Consider the following 24,224-nt stretch of genomic DNA (forward strand, 5'->3'; position numbering starts at 1 on the left):
CCATGAGCAGCGACACCATCACGGAACCGGCCACCACAGCGGCCGGCGGCCCCACCGAACCGAAGGTCGTACCCACCCGCCACTACGCCCGCTGGGCCGCCGGGGCCGCCGTGGTCGTGCTGGTCGCCCAGTTCGTCCACGGCCTGGCCACCAACCCCGTCTGGGAGTGGCACGTCTTCCGCGACTACGTCTTCTCCGAGACGATCGTCCAGGCGGTGTGGGTGACCCTCCAGCTCACCGCCTACGCCACCGTCCTCGGCTTCCTCCTCGGCACCGTGCTCGCCTTCATGCGGCTGTCGCGCAGCCCGGTGCTCTCGACCGTTGCCTGGACCTACATCTGGATCTTCCGGTCCATCCCGATGATCGTCCAGCTCGTGTTCTGGTTCAACCTCAGCGCCCTCTACCGGGAGTTGGGCGTCGGCATCCCGTTCGGGCCGGTGTTCTGGTCCGTCGACAGCAACACGCTCATCGGCACCATCGGCGCCGCCGTCATCGGGCTGACCCTGCATCAGGCCGCCTACGCCGCCGAGATCGTCCGCGGCGGCGTCATCGCTGTCGACCACGGCCAACTGGAGGCAGCCGCCGCGCTGGGCATCCCCCGGTTGCGGCAGATCCGCCGGATCGTGCTCCCGCAGGCCATGCGCGCCATCCTGCCCACCGCGGGCAACGAGATCATCGGCCTGCTCAAGGGCACCTCGGTGGTCTACGTGATGTCCATCGGCGAGCTCTTCTACCAGGTGCAGGTGATCTACGGCCGCAACGGCCGGGTGATCCCGTTGCTGCTGGTCGCCACCGCCTGGTACGTCGTACTGACCTCCCTGCTGTCGGTCGCCCAGTACTACGTGGAGCGCCGCTACGCCCGGGGCGCCGACCGCACCCCGCCGCCCACCCCGCTCCAGCGCGCCCGGCGCTTCGTGACGAAGGAGAGCACATGAGTGCCGTCATGGTCGACGTCCACGGCGTCCACAAGAACTTCGGCCCCCTTCAGGTGCTGCGCGGCGTCGACCTGAGCGTCCGCGCCGGGGAGGTCACCGTGGTCCTCGGCCCGTCCGGCTCCGGAAAATCCACGCTGCTGCGCACCATCAACCACCTGGAGAAGGTCGACCGCGGCTGGATCAGCATCGACGGCGAACTCATCGGCTACCGCCGCTCCGGCAACAAGCTGCACGAGCTCAAGGAGAAGGACGTCCTGAAGCAGCGCACCCACATCGGGTTCGTCTTCCAGAACTTCAACCTCTTCCCGCACCTGACCGTCCTGGAGAACCTCGTCGAGGCCCCCGTCTCCGCCCTGCGCCGCCCGCGCAGGGAGGCGGAGGAGACCGCCCGCCGGCTGCTGGAGCGGGTCGGGCTCGCCGACAAGGCCGGTGCCTATCCCCGGCAGTTGTCCGGCGGCCAGCAACAGAGGGTCGCCATCGCCCGCGCACTGGCCCTCGAACCCAAGGTGCTGCTCTTCGACGAACCCACCTCGGCCCTCGACCCGGAGCTGGTCGGCGAGGTCCTCGACGTCATCAAGGACCTGGCCCGCACCGGAACAACCATGATCGTCGTGACCCACGAGATCGGCTTCGCCCGCGAGGTCGCCGACACCGTGGTGTTCATGGACGGCGGCGTCGTCGTGGAGCAGGGTCCGCCCTCGGCCGTACTCGACGCCCCGCGGCACGAGCGCACCCGCGCCTTCCTCTCCAAGGTCCTCTGACCACCACCCCGTCCCGTCGCAAGGAGCACCCCCGTGACCACTCTCGTCCCCCGCCGCACCACCACCGCGGCAGCGCTCGGAATCGCCGGCGCCCTCGTCCTCGCCGCCTGCGCCAACCCCACCGACGGCGGCACGACGGAGGTCGCGGCCACACCCGGCAGCAAGACGAAGATCAACATCAGCCCCGACCAGAACCGCGTCACCACCGGCAAGGTCGACTCCATCGCCGCCGAAGTCCCGGAGCGCATCCGCAGGAGAGGCACCCTGGAACTCGTCGCCTCGTCCGGCTCCGCGGCGCCCCTGACCTTCTACGCCAGTGACAACAGGACCGTCATCGGCGTCGAGCCCGACATCGCCCACCTGGTCGCCGACGTCCTCGGTCTGAAGCCGCACCTCAACACCGTGTCGTGGGAGAACATCTTCATCGGCCTCGACAGCGCCAAGTACGACGCCGGCCTCAGCAACATCACCGTCACCGAGGAACGCAAGGAGAAGTACGACTTCGCCACCTACCGAGAGGACAACCTGGCCTTCGAGGCGAGGAAGGGCAGCGGCCTGAAGGTCACCGGGCCGAAGGACGTCGCCGGAAAGACCGTCGCCGTGGGCAGCGGCACCAACCAGGAGAAACTGCTGGTCGAGTGGTCGGCGGAGAACAAGAAGGCCGGCCGGAAGCCGGTGGACATCAAGTACTACCAGAGCGACAGCGACACCTACCTCGCCCTCCAGTCCGGCCGAATAGACCTCTACCTCGGCCCCAACCCGACCGCCGCCTACCATGCGGCCACCACCGGCAGGACGGAGGTCGTCGGCACGTACTCGGGCGCAGGCGCCCGGCTCCAGGGCCTCATCGCGGCCACCACCAAGAAGGGCAGCGGACTGGCCGAGCCGCTCGCCGACGCGCTGAACCACATCATCGACAACGGCACGTACGCGAAGGTGCTGAAGCGCTGGGGCCTGTCCGGCGAGGCCGTGACCAAATCGGAGATCAACCCGCCCGGCTTGCCGAAGACCGGAAGCTAGCCGCCCGCCGACCCCCAGTCCTGCCGAAGACCGGCAGCCGGCCCTTCACCGGCCCGCAGCCCTGGCCCCACCGACCGCTGAGGAGCACCCGACCATGTCCGGCATCCCCCTCGGGGTCCTCGACCTCGTCCCGATCCCGTCCGGCTCCACCGCCGCCGAGGCGCTGCACCACACCATCGACCTCGCGCGGCAGACCGAGCGGTTCGGCTACAGCCGTTACTGGTTCGCCGAGCACCACCTCAACCCGGGCGTGGCCGGCACCTCTCCCGCCGTGCTGCTGGCCCTGACCGCCGCCGCGACCTCCACGATCAGGATCGGCTCCGGTGCCGTACAGCTCGGCCACCGCACGGCCCTGTCCACCGTCGAGGAGTTCGGCCTGATCGACGCCCTGCACCCCGGGCGACTCGACCTGGGCCTCGGCCGCTCCGGCGGACGTCCCCCGGGACAGCCGGCGGCACCCCGCCCGACCACCACCCCCGTCGTCGACGGGCGCACCCCCAACGGCCTCAGGATCCCGCCCCGGTTCTCGCCCGAACACCTGCGGGACTCACCACGCCTCAGGCTCCAGCAGCAACTGCTGCGGCAACCGGGTGCCCGTCACCAGGACTACGGCGAACAGATCGGCGACATCCTCGCGTTGCTGCGCGGCGACTACCGCTCGGCGGACGGGCTCGAAGCACACGCCGTCCCGGGAGAAGGCGCCGACGTGCAGGTGTGGATCCTCGGCAGCAGCGGCGGGGAGAGCGCCGACGTCGCGGGCCGCAACGGCCTGCGCTTCGCCGCCAACTACCACGTCAGCCCGGCCACCGTACTGGAGGCGGCCGAGGGGTACCGGGCCGCGTTCCAGCCGTCCGACCACCTCGACAAGCCCTACGTCAGCGTCTCGGCCGACGTCGTCGTCGCCGAGGACGACGACACCGCCCGCGAACTGGCCACCGGCTACGGCCTGTGGGTCCGCAGCATCCGCACCGCCGAGGGCGCCATCCCCTTCCCGACGCCCGAAGAGGCCCGCGCCCACCACTGGACCGAGCAGGACCGGGCCCTGGTCGCCGACCGCGTCGACACCCGGTTCGTCGGCTCGCCCGGGCGCGTCGCCGACCAGCTCGAACAACTGAGGGAGGCCACCGGCGCCGACGAGCTGCTCGTCACCACCATCACCCACGGCCACGCCGACCGGGTGCGCTCGTACCGGCTCCTCGCGGAGGAATGGCAACGCCGATGAGCCGCTCGCGACCCGGCCCGGCCCCTGGCCGGCGGGGACGGGGCCGGACGCGAAGCCGCGTCACAGGGCGGCAGCGGCGCTGTGGAGGTTCTTCGCGGCCAGGGCCAGGCCCCCGGTCTGCGAGTAGGCGGCGTCCTCGTGTTCGATGTTCACCGCCATGTCCGGGTCGACCTCGGCGAGGGCGCGCAGGAACTCCGTCCAGTAGGCCACGTCGTGTCCCTCGCCGACGGCGACGAACTTCCACGCCGGGTTCTCCGGCCAGGCGTTGCACCAGAACCCGTAGCCGGTGGGAACCTTGCCGGGCGCGTCGGCGGACACGCGCGTGAACGACGTGTCCAGCACGCCGCGGATGTCCGCGCCCGGGCAGAGCGTGGCGTCCTTCGCCGCGGCGTGGAAGACGAGCGGGCCCAGCCACTTGATCGAGGCGACGACGTCCATGCCCTGCCACATCAGGTGGGAGGGGTCCATCTCGGCGCCGACGTTCGTCAGGCCGCCCTCGTCGACGAGCCGCCGCAACGTGACAGGGGAGAACACCACGTTGTGCGGGTGCATCTCGATGGCCACCCGGACGTCGTTCTCCCGGGCGAGTGCGTCGATCTCCTTCCAGAAGGCGACGGCCACGCCCCACTGGTAGTCCAGGACGTCCATGTAGACGCCGTCCCACGGGTTCACGACCCACGAGGGGTACTTGGCGTCGGGGTCGGAGCCAGGGGTGCCGGACATGGTGACGACGTGTTTGACGCCGAGCAGTCCGGCGAGCCGGATGGTGCGGCGCAGGTCGTCGGCGTGCTTGGGGCCGACGCCGGGGAGGGGGTTGAGCGGGTTGCCGTTGCAGTTGAGCCCGGTCAGTTCCATCCCGCGGTCGGCGAACGTCGCCAGGTACTCCTCGCGCGCGGTGGCCGCGGACAGCAGCAGGTCCACGGGGCAGTGCGGGGCGGGGATGAAGCCACCGGTGTTGACCTCGACCGAGGCCAGCCCGTTCTCCATCAGGATGTCCAGGGCCTCGGTGAGGGGCCGGTCGTGCAGGCAGGCGGTGTAGGCGCCGAGCTTGAGGGCCATGGTTCGTGCTCCTTCGGTACGGGATCAGGCGGCGGGCGGTACCTCGACGGCGACACCGCCGCCCCGAGAGGACTCGACGACGGCCCGGATGATCTCCATGGTCCGCAGCGCGTCGGCGAACGTGGCGCAGGCCGGCAACGGCTCGGCGACGCCCGCGACCTGGTCGAGGAAGGCCCGGGCCTGGTAGGTGAAGTGGTCGGCGTTGGCCGCGCCCACGCCCGGCGCCTCCATCGGGACACCGCCCGCGAAGTACGGCAGGTTCGGGCCCACGATGATCGTGCGGGCGCCCCGGGTACGGGCGTCGGGCTGGGCGTCGTCGAAGAGGTACTCGGCGGGCCGGTGCTGGTCGAACGCGGCTCGTCCGCCCACGCCCAGCACGTCGAAGGCCAGGCCGTTGGGCAGCCCGAATCCGGTGCGCGTCACCGAGAAGGTGCCGATGAGGCCCGAGGCGAAGCGGGCGGTGAAGGACGCGGTGTCCTCGTTCTCGACCTCCCCGAGTTCGTCGGAGACGGGCGCGGCGTTGTGCCCGACGACCGCGCCCAGCGGCAGCGGCCGTTTGGGGATCTGCGTGGTCAGGGTGGCGCCGGAGACCGAGACGAGGGGCCCGGCCACGTACTCGGCGGCGTCGATGATGTGCCAACCGACGTCACCGAGCGCACCGGAACCGGGTCCGCCCTTGAAGCGCCAGCTCAGCGGCCCCCTCGGGTCGGTGGCGTAGTCGCACCAGTAGTGGCCGCTGAACAGCGTGAGGTCGCCGAGCTCGCCGCGCAGGACGTGGTCGCGGATCGCGGCGATGCCGGGGGAACGGCGGAAGGTGTAGCCGACCGCGGTCACGACATCGGCGCCGCGCTCCAACTGGGCCATCGCCCGGGCGTCTTCGAGTGATCCGGCGAGCGGCTTCTCGCACAGGACGTGCTTGCCCGCGGCCACCAGGGCCTGCGCGATCGGGCGGTGCAGATCGTTGGCGACGACGATGCTGACGGCGTCGATCGTCGGGTCCTCGGCAACCGCCTCCCAGCTCGGGAGTGCCTTCTCGTAGCCGTAGCGGCGGGCGGCGTCCTCGCCGAGCGCGACGTTGGCGTCGGCGATCGCGGCCAGCCGGACGGGCGGCAGACCCGCGCCGAACACGGTGTTGACATTGCGATAGCCGGCGGCGTGACTGCGGCCGGCCATACCGGCTCCGATCACCGCGACGGAGAGGGGCTTGCCGGAAGGGGGCATGACGGTGCCTTTCGAAGATCTGTGGAAGGAGGTGCGGTCGGTGGCTGCGGCACATGTTTCAAGCGCTTTAAAAACGCCCATGGCGAAACGAAGTCGCCGCGGCCCGTCAGGACCAGTCGGCCAGATACTCGTCGATCTTCTGCCGCATGAAGCGGGAGGACTCCGCGGCGCGTTCCTCCCAGGCGAAGACACAGGCCGTCAGCGTGCCGTCGAAGCCGTTCGCACGCAGTGCGCCGAAGAGTTCGCCGAAGTCGACCTCGCCCTGGCCGATGTCGAGGTGCTGGTGGATGCGGGCGGGGGTGCCCGGCGGGTTGAGGATGTAGCGGTTGCCGGAGGACGCCGTGTGGTCGAAGGTGTCCGCGAGGTGCACATGGGTCAGCAGGTCACCGGCGTACTCGATGATGCCGGGGGCGTCGCCGCCGAGGTGGAACGTGTGCGGCGCGCAGTAGAGGAACGACACGTTGGGGTGGTTGATGCCCCGGATGAGGTTGATCGCGTCGTAGCCGTTCTCGATGAAGTCGTCCGGGTGGGGCTCCAGCGCGAGATGGATGCCCGCCCGTTCGAGCAGCGGCAGCAGGTCGTCCATGGACTTCCAGAACTGCGCCTCACTGCGGTCCGGATCCTCGGGGCGGCCGTTGAACTCGGAGATCATGCTGGTGACACCGAGATCGGCGGCGATCTGAATGGCCCGCCTCCAGTAGCGTACGGCGGCCTGCCGGGCGTCCTCGTCCGGTCCCGACCAGCGGAACAGGGGCAGCAGGGAGGAGATGCCGACGCCGGCGGAGTCCAGGGCCTTGCGGAACTTCGCGACCGCGCCGTCGTCGACGCGTGGGTGCCGGAAGAAGGGGATGAAGTCCTCGCGGGGCGACAGTTCCATCCACTCGTAACCCAACTCAGCCACCACGGCCGGGAGTTGGAGCAGGGGGACATGGCGGATCATGTAGGGGTCGAGGGCGATCTTCACAGGTGTCTCCGGGGAGAGGGGGACAGGGTGCGGTGTGCGGCGGTGCCGACGGTCAGCGCGTGCCCTTGGCGGCGAATCCGGCGACCGTGTCGATGTTGCTCTTGTCGACGAAGGCGGGACCGGTGAGGACGGGCGCCTCGCCGCCGCCCATGTAGTTGCCGTTGTTCCGGTAGAGCCACAGCGAGTCGACGGCGAGGTAACCCTGGAGGAAGGGTTGCTGGTCGACGGCGAACTCGATGTCGCCGTCCTTGATGGCGCCGACCAGGTCCTTGTTCAGGTCGAACGTGGCGACCCCGGCCTTGCTGCCCGCGTCGGACACCGACTGCACGGCCGTCAGCGCGAACGGCGCGCCGAGCGTGACCACCTGGTCGATGGAGGAGTCCTGCTTGAGCTTGGCCGTGATGGTGGACTTCACGGACGGCATGTCGTTGCCGTTGACGTAGAGGTTCGACACCTGGCCTTTGAAGGTCTTCTTCACTCCGGCGCAGCGGGCCTCCAGCCCGACGTGTCCCTGCACCTGGACGACGCAGACGGCCTTCTTCGCCCCGGTCGCGTTGAGCTTCTCGCCGAACGCCTCGCCCGCGACGGACTCGTCCTGGCCGAAGAACTCCAGCAGACCCTGGTCCTTCCACTCGTCCATGCCCGAGTTGAAGCCCACGACGGGGATGCCTGCGGCGCGGGCCTTGGCGACGGCCGACTTCATGGCGTCCGGCTTGGCCAGGGTGACCGCGATGCCGTCGACCTTCTGGTCGATCGCGTTCTGGACCAGGTTCGCCTGACCGCCCGCGCTCTCGTCGTTGGAGTAGACGAGCTTGATGTTGTCCTTGGCCGCGGCGGCCTCGGCGCCCTTGCGGATGATGTCCCAGAAGGTGTCGCCGGACGGTGCGTGCGTGACCATCGCGACGGTCATACGGGGCGTGTCGGCCTTGCCGGCCGCGGCGTTCACCCCGCCCTCCTCGGCCTTCCTGCCGCCGGAACCGCTGGAGCAGCCGGTGGCGAGCAGGGCGGTGGCCGTGACGGCGACGGTGGCCACGGTCCAGGCGGTTCTGCGGGAGCGGGGGAGTGGAGCGGATGTGCGGTTCATGATCGTGCACCTCGCTTTAAAGCGCTTTAAGTGCTGGTACTATCAGTGGCGTCTCAGCCGGATGTCAAGGGTGTTGCCGCGGATCGACGGGAGGTCCTGTGGAAGAGCTCGGCTCCGCCGCTCCCACGGGCGGCAACGGCGCGGCTCCACGTCCCCGGCTGGAGGACGTCGCCGCGCGTGTCGGCCTGTCCACCGCCTCCGTGTCGCTCGTGCTGCGCAACGTACCCGGGCCCAGCGAGCGCACCCGTCAGCGCGTCCTGAAGGCCGCCGCCGAGCTGGGCTACCGCCCCGACCGCACCGCCAGCGCGCTCGCCAGCAGACGCAGCCGGCTGCTCGGCGTCATGGTCGACATCCACAGCCCCTTCCACGCGGAACTGGTCGAGCATCTGCACACGGCCGCCGAGGAGATCGGCTACGACCTGGTCCTGAGCACCCTGACCCGGACCCGTGACGAGCATGCGGCCGTCGAGACGCTCCTCGCCTTCCGCTGCGAGGCGCTGATCCTGCTCGGGCCGGTGGCCCCCGCTGCCGCCCTCGCCGACCTGGACCGCAAGGCGCCGGTCATCTCCGTCGGCCGCCGGATCGCCGACGCCGCCCTCGATGTCGTGCGCAGCGCCGACGACGACGGCGTGGGCCAGATCGTCGACCACCTGGTGGGACTCGGCCACCGGTCCATCGTCCATGTGGACGGCGGCAAGGGCGTGATCGCCACCGACCGGCGCCGCGGGTACCGGAGTGCCATGCGCAGGTACGGACTCGACGAGCACATCAAGGTCATCCAGGGGGACAGCACGGAGAAGGCCGGGGAGAGGGCCGGCCGGCACCTGCTCGGCAGCGGCGACCTGCCGACCGCCGTCGTGGCGTTCAACGACCAGAGCGCCATCGGTCTCCTCACCGCCTTCCGGCGCGCCGGCGTCGACGTCCCCGGCACGGTGTCCGTCGCCGGCTACGACGACGACACACTGTCCCGGCTGGACGCCTTCGACCTGACCACCGTCAGCCAGAACGCCGAGGAACAGGCCCGGCAGGCCGTCGCAGCCGCCGTCGACCGCCTCGACGGCGGCCGTACAGAGTCCCGCCAGATCGTCCTCGCCCCGTCGTTGGTCGTGCGGGGAACCACGGCGGAGCCGCGCTGACCGGACGCTTCCGCCGCCCCGGCCTCATGCCGGAGTGCGACGGCGGATGCGGTCACCGCCTGACCGCATCGCGTGCCACGGTGATCGCGCAAGCCGCCCGGACCTCCCGGACCACGGGCCGGCACACGACTCGAAGGCCGAGGTGCTCCATTGACCGTTCTCGACGCCCGGGCGCTCAACCGTGCCACCCTCGCGCGGCAGTTGCTCCTCGACCGCGCCGACCTGCCGGTCCTCGACGCCGTCGCCCACCTGTGCGGTCTCCAGGCGCAGGAGCCGCAGGAGCCGTTCATCGGGCTCTGGTCCCGGCTGCGGGCGTTCGACCCGGCGGCGCTGTCGGGGCTGCTGACCGGGCGGCGTGTGGTGCGGACCCATCTCATGCGCCGCACCGTGCACCTCGTCACCGCCGGCGACCTCATGGCCTGGCGGGCCCGTCACGACGCGATGCTGCGCCAGCGGGTGCTCGGGACGTACCGCCGCGAGCTGGAGGGCGTGGACCTCGGCGAACTCGCGGCGGCGGGGCGGGAGGTCATGGCCGACGGCGAGCCCCGCTCCATGGGGGACCTCGCGCGCGCCGTCGCCGGCCGCTGGCCCGCAGCAGGGCCCCGGCCACTGGGCGAGATGCTGATCGCCGGCCTGCTCCCCACGGTGCAACTGCCGCCGCGCGGACTGTGGCGCACCACGGCCGGAGCGCGCTACGCCCTGGTCTCCTCCTGGCTGGGGCGGGAGATCGACCCACCGGTCGCGGACGACTCCGATCCCGTGGGGCAGACGCTGGTACGGCGTTACCTGGCCGCGTTCGGCCCCGCCGCCTCGGCCGATCTGCGCGCCTGGTGCGGACTGGCGGGACTGCCGGCCGCGGTCTCCGCCCTGCGCGGGGAACTGGTCGCCTTCCGCGACGAGCGCGGCCGGGAACTGCTGGACCTCCCGGACGCGCCGCGCCCCGACCCCGACACCCCCGCGCCGGTGCGGTTCCTGCCGGCGTTCGACAACGCGATCCTCGGCTACCACGACCGAGGCCGGATCATCGACGAAGCCCACCGCGGCCTGTCGGTCGAAGGCGCCCGCGTCGTCCTGGTCGACGGGCGGGTCGCCGCGACCTGGAGCGTCGAGACGGACACCGTCCTGGTCACCCCGCTGCGCCGCTTCTCCCGGGCCGACCGGGAATCCGTCGCGGGGGAAGGGCGAGCGCTGGCGTCCTTCCTGTCCGGCGACGAGAGCGACCGGATACGGATCGCCGCGTTCTCCGGCTGAGCGATACGCCGACAGGGGGCCCGGTCAAGGCGCACACTGGAAGGGTGCTGCCGGTGCTCACGAGGGGGTGTCGGCCGATGGGAGCCTCAGAGCGTGTGACCGTGCGGTGGTGGCGGTGGCGGCGCAACGCGCTCAAGCGGCGTATCGACGTCGTCGAAGCCTGGGTCGTGCTCGCAGGCTGGGTGCTCGCCCTGCTCGGCGGCGTGTGCGCGGGCCTGATGGCAGCGGGCGCGGTCGAGCAGGCCGTCGAACGACAGCGGGCCGAGAGCCGTCGGGTTTCCGCGGTCGCCGTCGAGGACGCGCCGGGCCCGTCACCGGCCCGCGCGGCGAGCGACCACCGGGTGTGGGCGAAGGTGCGGTGGACCGCGCCGGACGGCTCGACGCACACGGAGCAGGCACGGGTGCCGCCCCGGACCCCCGCCGGGACGACGGTCCCCCTGTGGGTGAACAGGAGCGGTGACATCACGACCCCACCGGTGTCCTCGGGCGAGGCCTGGCTGCACACGACCGTGGGCGGCGGTCTGGCAGGAGCCCTCGCGGGCGGGACGGTGCTGGGCGCCGCCTGGCTGACGCGGTTGTTCCTGGACCGGCGGCGCATGGCTGAGTGGGACGCGGAATGGAAGCGGATCGACACCCGCCGGGGCTGGAAGACGGGCTGACCACACCCCGACAGCGACACCGCTCGGGACGCTTCCGCAGGGCGGCCGGGAAAGACGCGGGCGCGCGCCGCTGACCGACGGGGGCTGCCGTGCGCCGGGCTTTCGCGGGGCGGAGGGGGAGGACGCGCCTGTGCGCCGCTGACCGACGGGTGCTGCCGTGAGGGGCCTCCGCGTGGTGGGCGGGGAGTGGGGCTGTGTGCGGCCGTGCCGTGGGGGGTCTTGTGTGTGGCGCGTTTTCGCGTGGCGGCGGGGGAGTGCGGCTGTGCTCCCCGCTGGCTCGTGGCGCCCTTGCACGGCGGCATGGGAGCGCCGGGGTAGTCGCGCGGATGTTGCCGTGTGCCGGGCCTTCGCATCATGGCAACCGGAGGGCGGCCGAGCCGCGCGGGCCTGCGGGGTTTTTCGTACGCCGGCCTCGGTACGGCGGGGACGGGAGCACAGCCGTACCCCGTCAGCCCGCGGGGACCGGGCGCAGGCGCCCCGCAGGCGCCCCGCCAGTGGGGCGCCCCCTGCCTCAGTCGTGCGGTCCCACGCTTGTGCGCCGCGGGCGTCGAGGCGGCAGAAGGCGTCGGCTCCTGGAAACGAACCGCACCGGTCGGTGGCCCGCCCGCCCCGGGCCGGTCACGTGCGGCCGACGATGTCCTGGCCGTCGATGGTCTCGTGGGCGCCGGCGGAGCCAGGTGCCGACGCCGCGCCGGACGTGCTCCGTTTCCGGCGCAGGCGGCCGGTCAGGCCGGTGGCCACGGGCTCCGTGTAGCGCGCGGTCAGAGGGCCGACCAGGACCAGGATCAGGACGTACGCCGTGGCCAGCGGGCCCAAGGAGGGCTCGATGCCGGCCGTGACCGCGAGCCCGGCGATGACGATGGAGAACTCGCCGCGGGCCACGAGCGTGCCGCCGGCGCGCCAGCGGCCCTTGGGCCCGATCCCGGCGCGGCGCGCGGCCCAGTATCCGGTGGCGATCTTCGTCGCGGTGGTGACGGCCGCCAGGGCGAGGGCCGGCACCAGCACGGGCGGGATGCTGGCCGGGTCCGTGTGCAGGCCGAAGAAGACGAAGAACACCGCGGCGAACAGATCCCGCAACGGCGCGAGCAGGCTCGTCGCGCCCTCGGCGACCTCGCCGGACAGCGCGATGCCCACCAGGAAGGCGCCCACCGCCGCGGACACCTGGAGTTGCTGCGCGAACCCGGCGACCACCAGGGTCACGCCGAGCACCACCAGCAGCAGTTTCTCGGGGTCGTCGCTGGAGACGAAGCGGGAGACATGGCGGCCGTAGCGCACCGCGAGGACGAGCACGAGCGTGGCCACGCCCAAGGCGATGGCCAGCGTGACGGCACCCGCGGCCAGCCCCACCCCGGCCAGCAGGGCGGTGACGATCGGCAGGTAGACCGCCATGGAGAGGTCCTCGAGGACCAGGATGCTCAGGATGGCCGGGGTCTCGCGGTTGCCGAGCCGCCCCAGTTCGCCCAGGACCCTGGCGATGACGCCGGAGGAGGAGACCCAGGTGACCCCGGCCAGCACGACGGCCGCGACGGGGCCCCAGCCGAGCAACAGGGCGAGCACCGCTCCGGGCAGGGCGTTGAGGACGGCGTCGACGATCCCGGCCGGGTAGTGGGTCCTGAGGTTGGAGACGAGGTCGGTGGCCGTGTACTCCAGGCCCAGCATGAGCAGCAGCAGGATGACACCGATCTCGGCACCGATGGCGACGAAGTCCTCGCTGGCGACCAGCGGCAGCAGTCCGCCCTCGCCGAAGGCCAGCCCGGCCAGCAGATAGAGAGGGATCGGCGAGAAGCTGAAGCGCCCGGCGAGGCGGCCGAGCAGCCCGAGCCCGAGGATGAGGCAGCCGAACTCGATCAGGAACACCGCGGAGGAGTGCATGGCGGGTCACTCCCGCCCGAGTATCGCGGCGGCAGCCTCCACGCCCTCGCGGGTCCCGATGACGATGAGCGTGTCACCGCCGGCGAGCCGGAAGTCCGGCGCGGGGGAGGGGATCGCCTCGGCCCGGCGCAGCACCGCCACGATGGACGCGCCGGTGTCGGTGCGGATCCGGGACTCGCCCAGCAGCCGGCCGTTCCAGTGCGAGGTGCCGGACAGTTCGATCCGCTCGGCGACGAGCCCCAGGTCGGTCGTGGACAGCAGGTTCGGCGTGTGGTGCGCGGGCATCAGCGCGTCGATGAGCGTCGCCGCCTCCTCCGCCGTCAGACGCACCGACAGGTCGCAGGCGTCCGGGTCGTCGTCGCGGTAGGCGCTGATCGTCCGGTGGCCGTCGCGGTGGGCGACCACGGACAGGCGGCGGCTGTCCCGGGTCGTCAGGTCGTAGCGGACACCTATGCCCGGCAACGGCGTACTGCTGAGGCGTGGCGCGCTCATGTCCGTCCCCCTTTCGGCGGCGTGCGCGTTCCTGATGACTCGCCTGCGGGGGCCGCGCCCGGACGAGGCCCAGATCCCGTCTGTGGGCTCATCGTAGGCGGCCGTGCGGGACCGTACCCGTCCGGTGTGTGCTATCTGGGGTGTGCCGGGGTGGGGGATCCGGACGGGAAAGGAGTGGCCGCGGTCGCTCCCTCCACCTGCCGCACGGTGCCCGTCCCCGGCTGGGGACCCGCTCCCGCGCCGGTGGACAACTGGGACCAGGCTCCCAGCGCCAGAGCCACTGCGGCGGCGGTGGCGACGACCCGTCCCACGCGCCGGGCCTTGGCACGGCGGTCCAGGTCGCGCCAGGCCACGCGGACCCACACATCCTCCGGCTGCCACAGTTCACCGACGGCGTAGGGGGGTTGGAGCCGCAGTCCCGCCGCCCGCTCCCGCGCGGAGGGCTCCCTCGGCGCGGAGGCGCGTATGGCGTGCTCGCTGTCCGTGAGGAACCTCAGCCACACGTCGTCCGGGATCGGGGGAGTGCCGTCCGGCTCGTCGGGCGTTCCCCGTCCGCGGCCCGGCCCTTCGGTGGTCACGTCCCCGTCATCTCCCCTCCGACCTTCGGCCCGCATCATCGCGCAACGCAAGATCAAGTATGCCGCCCGGTGCGCGGGGCCGCCCCTTCGCGGGAGGTGGCCGAGGGAGTCCGAGACCGACTTGGTACGTGCCGAAGGGGCGGAAGCCTCGCGGCCTCCGCCCCCGAGTGTCAGACGACGGCGGGTGCCTCCGGCAGGACGTGGTCGCCGAGCTTGTCGGTGCTCAGGCAGAGCGAGCAGACGACGGCGTCGTGCGTCCGGCAGGCGGCCACGTCGGGCCGCTCGAACCGCTGCCGGCACACGTGGCACTCGTAGGTGCTGGCGCTGGGGTTGCCGTCCTCGTCGAGGAGCGGCTCGGCGATGCCGTCATCGGTGCGGCGCAGGTAGTACCTGCCCTTGGTGACCACGGCCATCAGCGGCGTGAGGACGAACGCGATGACGGCCGCGGCGACGGGGGAGTACGGCTGGAGCGTGTCGCCAAGGGCGTGGAAGTACATGGCGATGGACAGCCCGGAGGCGGCGACGAAGGCGACGACCCCGACCGGGTTGACGGCGTAGAGCATGCCGCGGCGGAACTCGGGGGCGTGCGGGGACAGCTTCAGTACGTACTTGTTGATGCCGATGTCGGTGGCCACGGTGACCACCCAGGCGATCGCGCAGTTCGAGTAGAAGCCCAGGATGCTGTTGAGGAAGCTGAACATGTCGGCCTCCATCAGGGCGAGCGCGAAGCCGAGGTTGACCAGGACGAAGACCATCCGGCCCGGGTAGCGCCTCGTGACCCGGGTGAAGGAGTTGGTCCAGGCGAGGGAGCCGGAGTACGCGTTCGTCACGTTGATCTTGATCTGGCTGATCACGACCAGGGCCACGGCCAGCGGGAGGACGAGCCAGGACGGCATCATCGCGTCGAAGGCGTGCTTGAACTGCTGGATCGGCTCGGGCGCGGCGGTAGGACCGACCTCGGCGATGATGTAGACCGCGAGGAACACCCCGATGGCCTGCTTCAGCGCGCCCAGCACCACCCAGCCGGGGCCGGCCATCACCACGGCCGTCCACCAACTCCGCTTGTTCGCCTCGGTCTTGGGCGGCATGAAGCGCAGGTAGTCGATCTGCTCGCCGATCTGCGCGATGAGCGAAAGACACACGCCCGCGCCCAGCAGCACGGAGGCCGTGTTGACGCCGCCGTCCCCGTCGGTGCCCGCGTAGGCGAGGAAACGGTCGACGGTCCCCGGGTCGGTGGCGACCAGGTAGACCAGCGGGCCGACCATCAGCAGCAGCCAGATCGGGGTGGTCCACACCTGGAGCTTGCTCAGCGCCGTCATGCCGTAGACGACCAGTGGGATCACCATGAGCGTGGACACCAAGTAGCCCAGCCACAGCGGCAGTCCGAGGCCCAGCTTCAGGCCCTGGGCCATGATCGAGCCTTCGAGGGCGAAGAAGATGAAGGTGAAGCTGGCGAAGATGACGCTGGTGAGCACCGACCCGAAGTAGCCGAAGCCGGAACCGCGCGTGATCAGGTCCAGGTCGATGTTGTAGCGGGCCCCGTAGTAGGCCAGCGGGAAGCCGGTCACGAAGATGACGACGGCGGCGACGGCGATGGCGAGCAGCGCGTTGCCCGTCCCGTGGGCCAGACCGATGCCGGCGCCGATGGAGAAGTCGGCCATGTAGGCGATGCCGCCGAGCGCGGTCGTCGCCACCACCATCGGGGTCCAGCGCCGGTAACTGCGCGGCGCGAAGCGGAGCGTGTAGTCCTCGAGGGTCTCCTTGACGGCCTGGTCGGCGCCCGGCGCTGCCTTCTGCGCGGGTTCCGGCTCGGTGACCTCGGCCAGTCGTGGCTCGGTACTCATGCCACGCCTCCTTGCTGCGGGTTGGGGACTGACAAGGCAGGCACGGTAGGCAGCGGTCGTTACCCCTAAATACTTCCTGCATGAAGGGAATGTTTCGGCGGCATCCAATGAGGCGCCCGGCGCTCTTTACGGCACCCCGAGCTCGAACAGCACATACCCCGCGTACGACCCGGAGGCCAGCGCGGCCGTACCGAGCACGGCGACCAGGGACGGCCGTCCGAGCCTGCGCAGGGCGAGCGCGAGCGGGACCAACAGCGGGAAGAGCGGGAGCAGATAGCGCGAGACGTTGCCGAAGTACTGCTGGGTGGTCATCACCATGAGATACGAGAGGACCGTGTAGACGACGAGCACGGCGGGCGGTCTCAGACGCAGCAGCAGCACGGTCAGCACCGGCACCATCAGCACCACGCAGACGCCGATGACGTCCTCGAAGGGCATCGCGAAGAGATAGTCGAAGTGCCCGACGGGGACGGACGTCAGCACGTGGAACGAGTGGACCCCCCAGTCGAACTTGTGGGCCCAGGCGCCGTCCTGGAGCTTGGAGTAGCCATTGACGTCGCCCAGGCGGTAGTTGACCCACGCCAGATAGCCGAAGAGGCCCAGCGGTGCGATCGCCACGGCGCCCAGTGGACGCCGGACCCCGTCCTCCCGCCGGCGAAGGGACAGCAGCGCGGCGACCGCGAGTGCGGCGACCAGCGCGGCGGCGGTGGGCCGGCAGAGCCCGGCCGCGCAGGTCAGCAGCCCGGCGGTGAGCCAGCGGCGGGACATGACGGCGTGACAGGCCCATGCGGCGAGTGCCGTGTAGAGGGACTCCGAGTAGCCCGACCACTCGGTGCCCGAACCGGGCCAGACGGCCCACAGCCCGGCCGCGACCAGCCCGGCCCGGTGACCGCCCAGCCGATGCGTCACCGCGTAGATGCCGAGGGCGGCGACGAACGACGCGACGACCGAGACCGTCATGCCGGCGCCGTACAGGCCGAGTCCCGTGCCCTCCGAGACCAGCCGCATCAGCGTCGGGTACAGCGGGAAGAACGCCGCCGAGTTGCCCTCCAGGGTGATCAGGCCCGTCGCGCCCGGGACCGGCTTCAGAGCGGGGTCGTACCCGTGCTGGGCGATCTGCTGGTACCACCAGCCGTCCCAGCTGGCCAGGACGTCCCAGGCGTGTTCGCCGCCGCCGAAACGCGGGTTCTTCTTCCGGAAGTCGCCCGCGGAGTCCAGCAGGTACATGAAGACGGCGAAGCCGGCCAGCTTCAGCGCGCCGTACGTCAGCAGCACGGGACCGTGGCGCACGGCGGCCCCGCGCAGCCGTCGGCGGAACTCCCGGGAGCCGCCCGGGACTTCGGGGGCGTCGTCGAGGCCGGACGACGGTCGACGCAGCTCGACGGTGCTCATGAGGATCCTGTCGTACGGCGAGTGGGACGGACGTCGTGGCGGACCGGGAACACCCAGGCCCGGAAGAGGAGGAAGCGCAGCAGCGTCGCGGCCAGGTTGGCGGCCACGAGCGTCACGAGTTCGACCCGGTGGCCCGCTCCGGGAGCGGCCTGGTGCAGGGCGGCCAGCGAACCGCTGGTGAGGGACAGCCCGACCAGGAAGGCAGCGAGCCCCTTCAGGTGGTGCCGCAGCGCGCCGCCGCGGCCCCGCACCCCGAAGGTGAGCCGCCGGTTGGCGGCGGTGTTGGCGACGGCACTGGCCAGCAGGGCCAGCGCGTTGGCGGCCTGCGCCCCCGTCGACGGCCGGAGGGCCGTGTAGAGCAGCAGGTAGCACAGGGTGCTGGCGACCCCGACCGCGGCGAAGCGCACCACCTGCCGGGCCAGGCCCGCCGGCAGCTCCCCGGCGAGGTCGCCGCCGCTGCGGCGCAGCGCGGACAGCGGCAGCCGGCCGCACGCCAGCGCCCGCCCGAGCCTGGCCATGCCGCGCAGGTCGGCCAGGGCCGTGGACAGGATGTGCACCCGGCTGTCCGGGTCGTCCACCCAGTCCACCGGCACCTCGTGGATCCGCAGCCCCGCGCGCTCGGCGATGACCAGCAACTCGGTGTCGAAGAACCACTCGCGGTCCTCCACCAGCGGCAGCAGCCGCTCGGCGACGTCCCGCCGCACCGCCTTGAACCCGCACTGCGCGTCGGAGAACCCCACAGCGAGCGTGCCGCGCAGCAGACCGTTGTAACAGCGGGAGATGATCTCCCGCTTCGGTCCGCGCACCACCCGGGAACCGCGCGCCAGCCGGGTGCCGATGGCGATGTCCGAGTGGCCGGAGATCAGCGGCGCGACCAGCGGCAGCAGCGCCGCGAGGTCCGTGGACAGGTCCACGTCGAGATACGCCAGCACGGGGGCGCCCGAGCGTGACCAGGCGGCGTGCAGCGCGCGCCCGCGTCCCTTCTCGGCCAGCCGGATCCAGTCCGTGCCGGGCAGCTCCGCGGCCAGCCGCGCCGCGATGCGCGGGGTCCGGTCGGTGCTGGCGTTGTCGGCGATGGTGATCCGGAAGGAGTAGGGGAAGGTCCCGGCGAGATGCGCGTGCAGGCGCCGGACGCAGGGCTCCAGGTCGTTCTCCTCGTTGAACACGGGCACGACGACGTCGAGGACGGGATCCGGGTGGTGCGCGGGCAAGGGCACCCGGCGCGGCAACGAGGACGGCTCGGTTGTCGGGCGGGCGGACAGGGCCGGCCGCCGTACGGTTCTCATGGCTGCTTCACGGTCTCTTTCTGGCGCCGCACGTACACGGGCGCCGGTTCCGGGGATGCCGAAGGCACCCGTGGCGGTGTTCGGGGCGGTGACGGGGTCAGGAGGGCTGACGCCCCTGACGGGAAGGGCCGCTCAGGCGGCTACTCGGTGGCCGATGCGGAAGGCTCCTGCGTCTCCTCCAGGGCGGACGGCGGAGCCGTCGTGGGCGTCGGGGAAGGGGGCGGCGGCGTGGGGGACGCCGAGGTGGTCCGGCTCTCGGAGGCCGTGGCGGTCGGCGTGGGGCTGATCGTCGTACTCGCGCCCCCGGGAGGCGAGCTGCCGCCGGTCGTGGTCGCCGGAGCGGACGACTCCGGCACCGTCGGAGTCGCACTGGGATCCGGCGACTCGGAGGTGGGCCCGCCGTCCAGCGAGGGGGTCGGGCTCGTCGCGGGCTGTGGCCGGTGATCGGCTGGCTGGGCCCTGGTGAGCATGCTCGGCAGCAGGGCGAGCCCGACGCTGAGCCCGGCCACCGCCACGGCGGAGCCGCCCGCCTTCCACAGGAGCCGCGACCGGCGGCGGGAGCGGATGCCGGCGTGCAGCCGCTGCCGGTGTTCGGGCTCGTAGGGGGTGTGCTGCTGGGCGTCGCGCATCAGCCGCGACAGGTCCCGCTCGAAGTCGTCCATCGCTTCTCCCTTCACCCCACAGGCCTGACGGCGTCGGACAGGATCTGGCGGAGCCGTGCGACCCCGCGTGACGCGTGGGACCGTGCCGTGCCCACCGGACAGCCCAGCGCCTGGGCGACCTGGGCCTCGGGCAGGTCCTCGTAGTAACGCAGCACCACCGCGGCCCGCTGCTTGGGAGTCAGCAGGGCCAACGCGGCCTCCAGCCGCGAGCGTTCCGCCACGGTGGACGACACATCGCCCGGATCAGCCCGGTCGGGCAGCTGCTCCACCGGGCGCTCACCCCACCAGCGCCGCTTCGCCGAGCGCGCCGCCATCCGCACCAGCACCGTACGGACGTACGCCTCCGGAGCCTGCTCAGCCACCTTCGGCCAGGCGAACCACAGCTTCACCAGCGCTTCCTGCACCAGGTCCTCGGCCCGCTGCCGGTCGCCGCCCGTCAGCAGCCGCGCGACATGGAGCAGCGCCGACCAACGGGCGGCCACGAACTCGTCGAAGCCGTCCGCCCGAACCTGCTCCATCCCCACCGTCCCGCGTCTCAGTGACCCCCTGCACCACTGGAAAGACGCTGGACCCCACGTCACGCTGCACTTGCCTGCTGTGATCCACCTCACCCTGGGCGGTGCGCGCGAAAAAGGGCCCGTGCACAGGCACGGGCCCTTCTGGTCAGCTCTGTCCGACGGTGACTCCTACGTGCGGTCACCCTTCGGCTTGCCCCGCTGGTCGGGCGTGCCGTGCGGCGGCGGGCTGAACGGCTGCGGGGACGTGGCGGGCGACACCGGAGAGCCTCCGTGCCCCTCGCCCGTCTCGGGACGCAGGGCGCCCGGATCGCCGGACGTCGGCTCCGCGCCCTCGCGCAGCTGCTCGAGGCGGGACCCCAGCAGCTCGGTCACCGGCAGCCGGTCGGCGTGCGACCGCTCGTACGCCAGCAGTTCCTCCACCTCGTCCGCGGACAGCGACCGCACACGGCTCTCCAGGCCGCCGATCGGCAGATGGTCGTAGTCCGGCAGCGGGAGGGTGTCGCGGGCGGGATCGGCCATGGTTCTCACTTCCCTGTGTACGACGTGTACGGCATGTACGGCGTGTTCACGTACGACGTGGGGTACGGAGCTGGAGTGCCGCGGGGACGGGGCTCAGCGGCCGCCCGGGCCGCCGCTGCCGAACGAGCCGCTGCTGCCCTCGTTCCAGCGGGGACGCTCCTGGGTCGCGCTCCTCCGGTCGCCCTGGTTGCCGTGCGCCTTCAGTTCGTGCGGCGTCAGACGGTCCTGGCTTCTCGGCACCTCGTCGGGCTCCCGGCGCTCACTCGTCTCACGGACCGGGCCGCCGTCGGGCAGTCGCGGCTGCTCGTCGGGCCGCGGCGTGGGCAGCTCCCGGCGCTTGACGCGCACGCCGAGGACGAAGGCCCCCAGCAGCAGGGCCACGACCACCACACCCGCCACGATCAGCCCGATGCCGAGGGCGCCACGGCCCGCGGCCATCTCCATCCATGCGCTAGTCATGGCACGCGAGTACCCCTGGTCCTCACCATGAACCGGCTCACCTGGAGGCCGAGGAGGACCGTGACGACCGCGAGGACGGCTGCGAGGACCTGGTCCGCGAGCGGTTCTCCTTGCGGACGGCGTCCAGCAGCTCCGCCTTCGACATGCGCGACCGCCCCTCGACCCCCAGCCGCTTCGCGAGGTCGTACAGGTGCTCCTTCGAGGCCCGCTCGTCGACGCCCTCGCCGCTACGGCCGCCCTGCTGCCGGGGCCGGGCCGAGCGCGGGTCCGACGGGGCCTTGCGGCCGCCCTCCTTGCGCTCCCAGTGGTCGCCGACCTTCTCGTGCGTGTGCTTCAGGGCCCCGAAGGCCACGCGGTGCGCGCGCTCGCCCTCGCCGTACTGCTCCACGGCCGAGTCGTGCGCCTTGATCCAGGTGCGCTGCGCCTCCTTGGCGGACCGCTCCAGGGTCGACGGAAGTTCCTGTCGCCCGGGCATGTGACTCACCTCCGTGCGTCGTCGTTCCCGGGCCTGCCGGGTGCCCGGCCGACAGGGCCGGAAAACCGTACGGAACCCTGGGCGGCACCGGGTTTGACCGGCATCGGCGGGGCTACCCGCGCGGTGTGACGACATCCCAGCAGGAGCTGTTCCGGTTCCTGGAGGACCGCTTCGCCTGTGCCCAGGCGTGCACCGAGTGCGCCCGGGCGTGCGCGTTGCGCGCGAGCCTCGTGGACCCCGACGGCACCGAGAACCAGGAACTCGTACGACGCAAAGGCATCATGTGCGCGGAGGTCTGCGACGCGACCTGCCGTGTGCTGTCCGAGCAGAACCAGGTGGACGAGTCGACCATCCGCGTCCAGGTGGAGTGGTGCCGGACGGTGTGCCTGGAGGCCGCACACGTCTTCGACCGGCAGGCAGGGGCGGAGGACTCGGCGGCGGCGTGCCGTGCGTGCGCGCGGGCGTGCACGGACTTCCTCGCGACGCTGAACTGAGGAGGCTTTCCGCGGGCCGGACCGGGGATGTTCCCCGTCGCCCGCCATTCCCAATTTCTGGAACACGTTCTACGGTGTGCGCCGACAGGACCGGCCTTGGGAGCCTGGAGGCGCCGTGCACCTCGAATACACGCCCGAGCAGCAGCGGCTGCGCACCGAACTGCGCGCCTACTTCGCCGAACTGGTCCCGGACCACGCGTACGCCCGGCACGGCGACCCGGCCGCCCAGAAGCGGTTCTACCGCGAGACCATCCGGCGGCTCGGCGCGGACGGCTGGCTCGGCGTGGGCTGGCCCGAGGAGTACGGCGGGCGCGGCCTGAGTGCGATCGAGCAGTTCATCTTCTTCGACGAGGCCGCCCAGGCCGGCGTCCCGCTGCCCCTCATGGCGCTGAACACCGTCGGCCCGACGATCATGCAGTACGGCACCGAGGAACAGAAGGCGTACTTCCTGCCGAGGATCCTCTCCGGCGAGATCGACTTCGCCATCGGCTACAGCGAGCCCGGCGCGGGCACCGACCTCGCGTCCCTGCGGACCCGGGCGGTGAGGGAGGGCGACGAATACGTCGTCAACGGCCAGAAGATCTGGACGACCAACGGCGACACGGCGGACTGGGTGTGGCTGGCGGTCCGTACGGATCCCGCAGCCCCGCCGCACAAGGGCATCACCATGCTCCTGGTGCCGACCACCGACCCCGGCTACTCGTGCACCCTCATCAACACCCTCGCCTCGCACGACACCACGGCCAGCTACTACGAGAACGTCCGCGTCCCCGTCTCCCACCGGGTCGGCGCCGAGAACCAGGGCTGGCGGCTGATCACCAACCAGCTCAACCACGAACGCGTGACGCTGGCCGCTCATGGCACCATGGCGATCCGCGCCCTGCACGATGTGCAGCGCTGGGCGATGGAGACCAAGCTCGCCGACGGCCGCCGAGTCGCCGACCTGCCCTGGGTACGCCGCCTCCTGGCCCGGACCCATGCCCGGCTGGACGCGCTGAAGCTGCTCAACTGGCGGATGGTCGGTGCCGTCCAGGACGGCACCCTCACCCCGCAGGACGCCTCCGCCGTCAAGGTCTACGGCTCCGAGGCCCGGCGCGACGCCTACGCCTGGCTCATGGAGATCGTCGCCGCCCCGGGCGCGCTGAAGGAGGGCTCGGCGGGCGCGGTCCTGCACGGCGAGCTGGAACGCGGCTACCGTTCGGCGGTCATCTTCACCTTCGGCGGCGGCAACAACGAGATCCAGCGGGAGATCATCTCGTGGATCGGGCTGGGGATGCCGCGGGTCCGGCGCTGACTGCGGGGCTTCGGCCCGTGTGACATCGCTCCAGACGATGCGCGTGAGTCCAGGCAACTCTTCGAAGAGGCGGGACCAGTGGATATCGCCCATACTCCAACGTGCCATTCTGCGGCGTCGGTTGGCTTTGTTGGTCCGATGGGCCGAGGCGACGAGTCGCTCGGCGACTTGATCGACGGCTCGGGTGAAGACCGGCCCCAGTCGGTTCTCGGTAAGTCGGCGGCCCATCGCGTTGCGCGTGTATCTGCCCACGCCGTTGCCGACGTCCAACACTTCCGCACACTGCGGCCACGTGAGCCCTGTCTGCCGCGCATGCGGAAACCAGGTGCACGAGTGGACGTGGCCACTGCGAAATTCGGGGAGTTGCCGCCGTCGTTGAGCAGCCGCTTCGTATATGTCTTTGCTCGATGGAAAGCCTCGAATGCGATGGGCTCGATGCGCTCGGCCATGGTCCGGCGGTCTCGGTCGGCCAGGAGGTTGTCCGCGGCTAGGAGCAGCGCTCCGTATGCCATCGCATCGGGCGGAGCGTCTCGGCTTCCTTTGAGGGTGAGAGCTGGGAGCGGTTGCGGCACTGCACGGAGTGCAGGCCGGCGGTGTTCGGGCGTTTGAGGAGCCCCGGGCGTCTCCCTTCCGGGCTGTTGAGGGGGAGGCCGCAGGTTGGGCATGTGTGTTGGTCCGCGACGGCTGGCCGGCCCGCAGAGTGGGTGGCGGCGGCGATCAGGCCGCCGACGTCATCGGTGACCATCCGCAGCGCGGCCGGATCGTGGTGCAGGCCAAGCACACCCGCGTCGGCGGGAAGGTGGGTTCATCGGTGATGTACGCCGTGAAAGGGACGGCGGGGCCGGTCCACAAGGCCGATTCTGCACGAGCTTCTCGGCGTGTCCGCGCGCTCCCGCCCGAGCCGGTTCAGGCCTGCGGCCTGACTGGCAGAGTGCCTGCCGCCAACACGTCGGGGCTCAAACGTGGCATCGCCCGGGAAGTGTTCCGCTGCTTACGACCACGGTTGCCGTTCCCGGCATCGCTGATC

The 24,224-nt window shown here is 71.5% G+C and carries 24 protein-coding genes and 1 pseudogene; 10 read left to right on the forward strand and 15 right to left on the reverse strand.

The window, feature by feature from the left end; translation table 11 throughout:
- Window positions 1–2: 2 nt before the first annotated feature.
- From ACH4G3_RS37285 to ACH4G3_RS37300, 4 genes are all read left to right on the forward strand, one after another.
- Window positions 3–935 carry an amino acid ABC transporter permease gene (locus ACH4G3_RS37285; protein WP_397628622.1) on the forward strand — a complete coding sequence of 311 codons (933 nt, stop codon included), beginning with the start codon at window positions 3–5 and terminating at the stop codon, window positions 933–935.
- Entirely contained in the window at window positions 932–1,696 is a 765-nt protein-coding gene (locus ACH4G3_RS37290; RefSeq protein ID WP_397628623.1) for an amino acid ABC transporter ATP-binding protein, read from the forward strand. The genes ACH4G3_RS37285 and ACH4G3_RS37290 overlap by 4 nt, the downstream gene beginning before the upstream one ends.
- 33 nt (window positions 1,697–1,729) lie before the next feature.
- Window positions 1,730–2,716 (forward strand): ABC transporter substrate-binding protein, encoded by a 987-nt coding sequence (locus ACH4G3_RS37295; RefSeq protein WP_397628624.1) that lies wholly within the window; start codon window positions 1,730–1,732, stop codon window positions 2,714–2,716.
- Between the two features lie 94 nt (window positions 2,717–2,810).
- On the forward strand, window positions 2,811–3,938 hold the full coding sequence (locus ACH4G3_RS37300) for an LLM class flavin-dependent oxidoreductase (RefSeq protein WP_397628625.1): 1,128 nt from the start codon (window positions 2,811–2,813) through the stop codon (window positions 3,936–3,938).
- Between the two features lie 60 nt (window positions 3,939–3,998).
- Here the strand turns inward: ACH4G3_RS37300 and ACH4G3_RS37305 are convergent, their stop codons facing one another.
- The 4 genes from ACH4G3_RS37305 to ACH4G3_RS37320 form a co-directional block, all read right to left on the reverse strand.
- Window positions 3,999–4,997: a sugar phosphate isomerase/epimerase family protein gene (locus ACH4G3_RS37305; protein WP_397628626.1), complete on the reverse strand. Its 999-nt coding sequence runs from the start codon at window positions 4,995–4,997 to the stop codon at window positions 3,999–4,001.
- Between the two features lie 24 nt (window positions 4,998–5,021).
- On the reverse strand, window positions 5,022–6,218 hold the full coding sequence (locus tag ACH4G3_RS37310; RefSeq protein WP_397628627.1) for a Gfo/Idh/MocA family protein: 1,197 nt from the start codon (window positions 6,216–6,218) through the stop codon (window positions 5,022–5,024).
- A 106-nt stretch (window positions 6,219–6,324) separates the two neighbouring features.
- Complete coding sequence (locus tag ACH4G3_RS37315) at window positions 6,325–7,182, reverse strand: sugar phosphate isomerase/epimerase family protein (RefSeq protein WP_397628628.1); 858 nt, start codon at window positions 7,180–7,182, stop codon at window positions 6,325–6,327.
- Window positions 7,183–7,234: 52 nt separating this feature from the next.
- Window positions 7,235–8,266, reverse strand: coding sequence for a sugar ABC transporter substrate-binding protein (locus tag ACH4G3_RS37320; protein ID WP_397628629.1), 1,032 nt, complete (start codon window positions 8,264–8,266; stop codon window positions 7,235–7,237).
- Between the two features lie 98 nt (window positions 8,267–8,364).
- On the opposite strand from ACH4G3_RS37320, the gene ACH4G3_RS37325 reads away from it, so the two are divergent.
- From ACH4G3_RS37325 to ACH4G3_RS37335, 3 genes are all read left to right on the forward strand, one after another.
- Window positions 8,365–9,402 carry a LacI family DNA-binding transcriptional regulator gene (locus ACH4G3_RS37325; protein ID WP_397628630.1) on the forward strand — a complete coding sequence of 346 codons (1,038 nt, stop codon included), beginning with the start codon at window positions 8,365–8,367 and terminating at the stop codon, window positions 9,400–9,402.
- A 150-nt stretch (window positions 9,403–9,552) separates the two neighbouring features.
- On the forward strand, window positions 9,553–10,653 hold the full coding sequence (locus ACH4G3_RS37330) for a winged helix DNA-binding domain-containing protein (RefSeq protein ID WP_397628631.1): 1,101 nt from the start codon (window positions 9,553–9,555) through the stop codon (window positions 10,651–10,653).
- A gap of 77 nt (window positions 10,654–10,730) precedes the next feature.
- Entirely contained in the window at window positions 10,731–11,312 is a 582-nt protein-coding gene (locus ACH4G3_RS37335; protein ID WP_397628632.1) for an Rv1733c family protein, read from the forward strand.
- A 618-nt stretch (window positions 11,313–11,930) separates the two neighbouring features.
- On the opposite strand, the gene ACH4G3_RS37340 is transcribed toward ACH4G3_RS37335, so the two are convergent.
- From ACH4G3_RS37340 to ACH4G3_RS37390, 11 genes are all read right to left on the reverse strand, one after another.
- A complete protein-coding gene (locus ACH4G3_RS37340) occupies window positions 11,931–13,184 on the reverse strand; it encodes a cation:proton antiporter (RefSeq protein ID WP_397628633.1) in 1,254 nt (417 codons plus the stop codon).
- A gap of 6 nt (window positions 13,185–13,190) precedes the next feature.
- On the reverse strand, window positions 13,191–13,676 hold the full coding sequence (locus tag ACH4G3_RS37345) for a cation:proton antiporter regulatory subunit (RefSeq protein ID WP_354743618.1): 486 nt from the start codon (window positions 13,674–13,676) through the stop codon (window positions 13,191–13,193).
- 131 nt (window positions 13,677–13,807) lie between these two features.
- Window positions 13,808–14,254, reverse strand: coding sequence for a hypothetical protein (locus tag ACH4G3_RS37350; RefSeq protein ID WP_397628634.1), 447 nt, complete (start codon window positions 14,252–14,254; stop codon window positions 13,808–13,810).
- 170 nt (window positions 14,255–14,424) lie between these two features.
- Window positions 14,425–16,098: a purine-cytosine permease family protein gene (locus ACH4G3_RS37355; protein ID WP_397628635.1), complete on the reverse strand. Its 1,674-nt coding sequence runs from the start codon at window positions 16,096–16,098 to the stop codon at window positions 14,425–14,427.
- Window positions 16,099–16,224: 126 nt separating this feature from the next.
- On the reverse strand, window positions 16,225–17,490 hold the full coding sequence (locus ACH4G3_RS37360; RefSeq protein ID WP_397628636.1) for a hypothetical protein: 1,266 nt from the start codon (window positions 17,488–17,490) through the stop codon (window positions 16,225–16,227).
- Window positions 17,487–18,776 carry a bifunctional glycosyltransferase family 2/GtrA family protein gene (locus ACH4G3_RS37365; protein ID WP_397628637.1) on the reverse strand — a complete coding sequence of 430 codons (1,290 nt, stop codon included), beginning with the start codon at window positions 18,774–18,776 and terminating at the stop codon, window positions 17,487–17,489. Before ACH4G3_RS37365 ends, ACH4G3_RS37360 begins: the two co-directional genes overlap by 4 nt.
- A 140-nt stretch (window positions 18,777–18,916) precedes the next feature.
- Window positions 18,917–19,438 (reverse strand): cellulase, encoded by a 522-nt coding sequence (locus tag ACH4G3_RS37370; protein ID WP_397628638.1) that lies wholly within the window; start codon window positions 19,436–19,438, stop codon window positions 18,917–18,919.
- An 11-nt stretch (window positions 19,439–19,449) separates the two neighbouring features.
- Entirely contained in the window at window positions 19,450–19,956 is a 507-nt protein-coding gene (locus ACH4G3_RS37375; RefSeq protein WP_397628639.1) for a SigE family RNA polymerase sigma factor, read from the reverse strand.
- 168 nt (window positions 19,957–20,124) lie between these two features.
- A complete protein-coding gene (locus ACH4G3_RS37380; protein WP_020273021.1) occupies window positions 20,125–20,475 on the reverse strand; it encodes a DUF8129 domain-containing protein in 351 nt (116 codons plus the stop codon).
- A 93-nt stretch (window positions 20,476–20,568) separates the two neighbouring features.
- Window positions 20,569–20,934 carry a DUF6479 family protein gene (locus ACH4G3_RS37385; protein ID WP_397628640.1) on the reverse strand — a complete coding sequence of 122 codons (366 nt, stop codon included), beginning with the start codon at window positions 20,932–20,934 and terminating at the stop codon, window positions 20,569–20,571.
- 37 nt (window positions 20,935–20,971) lie between these two features.
- The gene (locus ACH4G3_RS37390) at window positions 20,972–21,409 is read right to left on the reverse strand and encodes a ChaB family protein (protein WP_397628641.1); all 438 of its coding nucleotides are present in this window, start codon (window positions 21,407–21,409) and stop codon (window positions 20,972–20,974) included.
- Window positions 21,410–21,534: 125 nt separating this feature from the next.
- Between ACH4G3_RS37390 and ACH4G3_RS37395 the strand changes: the two genes are divergently transcribed.
- The 3 genes and pseudogenes from ACH4G3_RS37395 to ACH4G3_RS37405 form a co-directional block, all read left to right on the forward strand.
- The gene (locus tag ACH4G3_RS37395; protein WP_020273024.1) at window positions 21,535–21,903 is read left to right on the forward strand and encodes a four-helix bundle copper-binding protein; all 369 of its coding nucleotides are present in this window, start codon (window positions 21,535–21,537) and stop codon (window positions 21,901–21,903) included.
- Window positions 21,904–22,018: 115 nt separating this feature from the next.
- The gene (locus ACH4G3_RS37400) at window positions 22,019–23,197 is read left to right on the forward strand and encodes an acyl-CoA dehydrogenase family protein (RefSeq protein WP_397628642.1); all 1,179 of its coding nucleotides are present in this window, start codon (window positions 22,019–22,021) and stop codon (window positions 23,195–23,197) included.
- 667 nt (window positions 23,198–23,864) lie between these two features.
- Window positions 23,865–24,062: pseudogene (locus ACH4G3_RS37405) on the forward strand (restriction endonuclease); the annotation flags it as partial.
- Window positions 24,063–24,224 lie beyond the last annotated feature (162 nt).

The sequence above is a fragment of the Streptomyces afghaniensis genome (genome assembly GCF_044327915.1).
In the GTDB taxonomy this organism is placed as follows: domain Bacteria; phylum Actinomycetota; class Actinomycetes; order Streptomycetales; family Streptomycetaceae; genus Streptomyces; species Streptomyces afghaniensis.